The organism is Paenibacillus sp. Y660 (assembly GCF_057221575.1).
The window spans coordinates 1-4,410 of record NZ_JBXBBJ010000061.1 but is presented as its reverse complement, the minus strand read 5'-3'; the positions used below and the strand labels follow the sequence as shown (position 1 = coordinate 4,410).

Genomic DNA, 4,410 nt, shown 5'->3' with positions numbered 1-4,410 from the left:
AAAGGTATTCTTCGCGATTATTGGTGTGATTTCCAAAAGTCAAGGGGTTTTCCGGCTTTTAGCTTACATTTCTATGACTATTAATCGGTTTCCATCGCTTGGAATGAACTGCATAAGTCATGATTCATCAGTGTCATGCTTGCAGGGGGTTTAAATCTAATTGTTGGCATAAAAAGATATGTTGATCATAATAAGGGTCTTCACAACGAAAATAACGACCATAAAGAGTAAAACTTCATCTTATAAGATTTCAATATTCACAAAAGCTAAAGAAAAGACTGCCGCTCGTTTTATTAATTGCCATTGTTTACGACTTGAAGATACACGAAACACAATATTAGATATGATGTGACACAATTAATAGCCCCTTAGAACTTATACATCGTTCTAGGGGGCTATTTCCCTTCAACCATTAAGCTTACCGGCAGTTTAGCTCAATAGATCCATGTAATTTGCAACATCCATCCATCTCCTAACGTTATACTGAAAAGGGGGATTATAATGAAAAAATTTATGATAGTCTTGCTAGCAATTTGCTGCATTATAACAGGGTGCATTAATGACAAGAAAAAAATTACGTTATTACAGATCAAAGATTTATTTGAAAAACATGGGATTCCTTTAGTAAAGCCAATAGAATTAAATATGGATAGTGTATTTCTAATGACTTTAAATGGTGTCACACCTGAACCTTTTATTATTAATGATGAACAGATAATCAGTATTTATGTCTATTCATCCAATTCTGGCGTCAAGAAAGGAATAAAGGATTTCGAGGATAATACGGCAGCGGCAGATGTGACGGAACATGGAAGATACCAGGTCGCAAATGTCTTGATTTTTTATAACTACGAAGGTTCCCGTACCCCTAAAGATAAACGAGTTGAAATGGTTGCAAAGGACTTGTAGGAATGTTGCTGCCCTAGATAATTCCATTTACTGCACGCATTCTCCACGCCGCCCATGGAGGTTCTCCACTCACACGTCTCAACGGGTCTATGCCCTCTCATTCCTTCGTTACGCCTATCCAAGGGGTGGAGGCCGGTCTTGCTAACGGTACGGGTCGGTGCCCTTTGGTTTAATGCATCCGGTACTCGTGCTTTCTTTGAAATCCAGCATTCGTGAGAAAACTATATCGTACTGAGGGAGTTCAATGATGGACTCTATAGATTATATAACGCTATCCATGTAGAATTCACTCGTTCATTGATACGCAACGTAAAGTTACTGCAGCAACCGAAAATTATTATTTTAAATTTCCAAAAGAAAATTTCAAGTTTAAAGTAGAGGTAAATGATCAGATTGTAGAGAAAGATTTTTTGATTTCGAAAGATCATCAAATTTTTGTCGTATTCACTTACAATAATGACTCGATTTTAACAATTAATTATACTACGAATACCCTTTCATACGAAAAGCCGCTTGCGAACAATTCGCTAAGCTGCTTTTTTTGGGATTGATTTTACGTAGAAATAGCGCACACCTGATCACATGATCTGGGCTATTTGACGCTTACAGTTATTCTACCTTTAAATAATTTTGAGAAATTCTTTGATAGGAAAGCGGACATCTGTACAAAATTCCTCATTTTGTGAAGAAGTCCGGCCTCTTCAAAAATGAAAAACAGAGCAATTGAAAGCTAGCCTAAGAAAATGAAAAAAAGGACCGGTCGCAAACGATGCGAACACGGTCCTTTTTTACGATTGTTCCACGGAAGGGAAATCGATAATCAAGACCAATTTTATCAAAATTTTGTAATAATGTTAATCTCTACTTCTATCGTTAATCTAACGGGTACGATAGCCTAATGGATGAACGGAAATAGCCCACTAGAACGATTTATAAGTTCTAAGGGGCTATTAATTGTGTCACATCATATCTAATATTGTGTTTCATGTATCTTCAAGTCGTAAACAATGTCAATAAAACACCCGGCAGTCTTTCACTTGCTTTATGATCATCGTTGAAGGTTTTACGTATAAGCCATTATTGCAACGATTGTAGATGCTCCTCAAAGCGATCCCAAGTTTCAGCAATTCCTTGCTCCATTCCCATTTCCATAACCTTTTTGAGTTCTTCTGCGGAAGCATATTTGCCTCGGTTAACAATCTTCGTCTTGCCTTCGTGCTCTAGAAAAGTTATTGTAACCTGAGCGGAAGGCATTCCTTCAGCCTCATTACCTTCAGCATCTGAGAAAAAGTCGACTAAGACGATTTTTTCATCTTGCACAATCTCCTGATAGATTGCTTTACCCCAAGATTCGAAACCGAAAAAGTCCCCTTGATTTTTATCCATACACTTCATACAGTAATGCCAAATACCACCCGGACGAAAATCGACATTGCATACCGTCAGTGTCCAACCGCGAGGTCCCCACCACTGCTTTAAATGCTCTGCCTCCGAGAAAGCTTTGAATACAAGCTCGCGCGGTGCATTAAAAACACGCTCTAGAATAAGTTCTTGACCCTCTATCTTGGTAATCATTTTGTTTGTCATCGAAAATTCCTCCTGAAAATTAGTTTTTATTTTTATTTAATTGTTCGAATTGCAGCTTCTGCAAGTAATGATCCAGGTTGTCGAATCGTTCACTCCAAGTCCTTCGGTAGCTTTCGAGCCATTCGTCGAGAGCTTTGAACTGCTCTATGCGGAGACTATAGTTCCGCTTATTGGCATCAGCCTGTACTTCAACTAGTCCTGCCTCAAGCAAAACGCGCAGATGCTTTGAGGCTTGAGGTTGGCGGATATGAAGTCGATCGGCGATCTCCCCTACCGTTAAGGGGCCGCCTTGCAAAAGCTCCACAATTCGTAAGCGATTGGGCTCGGCGAGTGCGCTAAAAGTCGATGTGTTCATGATTTTGATTTTCCGTGAATGGTTGAACCAGCTGTTGTATCAGGCGCAGCACTTGCTTTACTTCCAAAACCATTCATATCAATCCACCTCATCTCGTTTGCGCTTCTATCTCTTGAACTCAATATACCACTTAAGGAATATTCCTGTCAATGAATATTCGATAAAATCACTCCATTTCTGTTTGGCTTCATTTCGCCGCTATTACATTCGAATCTTTTGCTTTTACACAAAAAAAGACTGGCACCAGGTCAGGTACCAATCTCAGTCATTTTCTATTCATGCCTCGTTCCACATACGATGTTTAATTGTTTGTACTTGGAATACTTATTTTTTTCGACCAAGTTTTGCCGCCTTCGGTTGTTCTATACACCGCAGGGCTAGACGTGCTTGTATCAGCCATCCATCCTAAATCCTTGCTTGTGAACGAAATAACACTCTCAAACCCTTTAATGGTCTTGAGATTGGTCCATGACTTTCCTGCATCTAAAGAACGGCCAACTCCAATGGCTTCACCTGCGGGAGAATAGCCTCCAAGAATAGCTGCTCCTTCGACCAGCTCCATGTTGCTGGGATGGCCGCCAGGCGAAGCCGGCCCTTGCTTCACAATACCGACAGCGCCACCTGGAGCTGGGCCGCCTCCTGCTGTGTCTTGACTAATCACTTTTTTCCAGCTTGATCCATTATCGGATGAGGCATTGAGAGAATATGATTGCTGGGACATGCCAGCTCCTCCATAAAACTCAGCCCAAATTTGGCTGCTTCTCGTATAAATCTCACCACCGCTGATCTCCGTTGATTTCACACTCAGTTTTGTTGACCAAGTCGCACCGCTATCCGTTGTCCGAGATAGCTTGTAGCCAAAGCCTGGTACTATGATAAGCGTCCATCCATGCTTAGCATCCGTAAATTCGGCATAGCGAGTATTAGCTGGCGTCGTTATTTTCGTCCAAGTTTTCCCGCCATCCGCCGTTTTATAGGCAAAAGCCCGTGTATATCCGAAGCCGTTTTTTGTATCTGTAAAATGAATACGCTCAAGAGCGATACTGCCAAGATGCACCTGCATCCGAAGTTCCAATCAAGAATCCGTTGCCTGCCGCGCGTCCAGTTGTCCCGTTAAGAAATTGTATATCGCTATAATGAAAGGTTGAATCACCTGCCGGAGTCCCGCTGAAAAGATCCTTTGCTGTTGATCCAGCAGCCGCCTGAGAAAATGGCACAGCTGCCGTAAGTCCTATTGCAAGCGCCGCTGCAAAAAGTCCACTCTTTAGTAACTTTGTAGAGTCAAAGTCCAATGCATTTGCCTATGTCAAGCTTTCCGGGCTCGTTGTTAACCGCTTGCTTTAATTGATGGAAATTGCATTTGAGTATAGTTTGAGGACTGTAGTTCCGCTATTTCTGTGTTTTTTATCATTTTGAACGTGCAAGAGGACACCAGTTCCGTCCCTCTGGTATTATGGGTTTTTCTCACGTATGCTCACTCATTCGCAGGATTTCAAATCACTTAGAGTTGGTGATGAAGTTGGAGCTACAGGGGAACTCGCCCCAAAGGGGTGTAAGGG

Annotated in this window: 4 protein-coding genes; 1 reads left to right on the top strand and 3 read right to left on the bottom strand. The window is 41.4% G+C overall.

The features are described from left to right. Positions 1-501 precede the first annotated feature (501 nt). A complete protein-coding gene (locus tag AC2TDN_RS26290) occupies positions 502-909 on the top strand; it encodes a hypothetical protein (protein ID WP_484690709.1) in 408 nt (135 codons plus the stop codon). A 1,077-nt stretch (positions 910-1,986) separates the two neighbouring features. Here the strand turns inward: AC2TDN_RS26290 and AC2TDN_RS26285 are convergent. From AC2TDN_RS26285 to AC2TDN_RS26275, 3 genes are all read right to left on the bottom strand, one after another. Beyond that, positions 1,987-2,496: an SRPBCC domain-containing protein gene (locus AC2TDN_RS26285; RefSeq protein WP_482065356.1), complete on the bottom strand. Its 510-nt coding sequence runs from the start codon at positions 2,494-2,496 to the stop codon at positions 1,987-1,989. Between the two features lie 19 nt (positions 2,497-2,515). Further along, positions 2,516-2,851, bottom strand: a complete 336-nt coding sequence (locus AC2TDN_RS26280; protein WP_482065357.1) for an ArsR/SmtB family transcription factor — start codon at positions 2,849-2,851, stop codon at positions 2,516-2,518. 301 nt (positions 2,852-3,152) lie between these two features. Continuing rightward, a complete protein-coding gene (locus AC2TDN_RS26275) occupies positions 3,153-3,914 on the bottom strand; it encodes a hypothetical protein (RefSeq protein WP_484690708.1) in 762 nt (253 codons plus the stop codon). Positions 3,915-4,410: the final 496 nt, after the last annotated feature.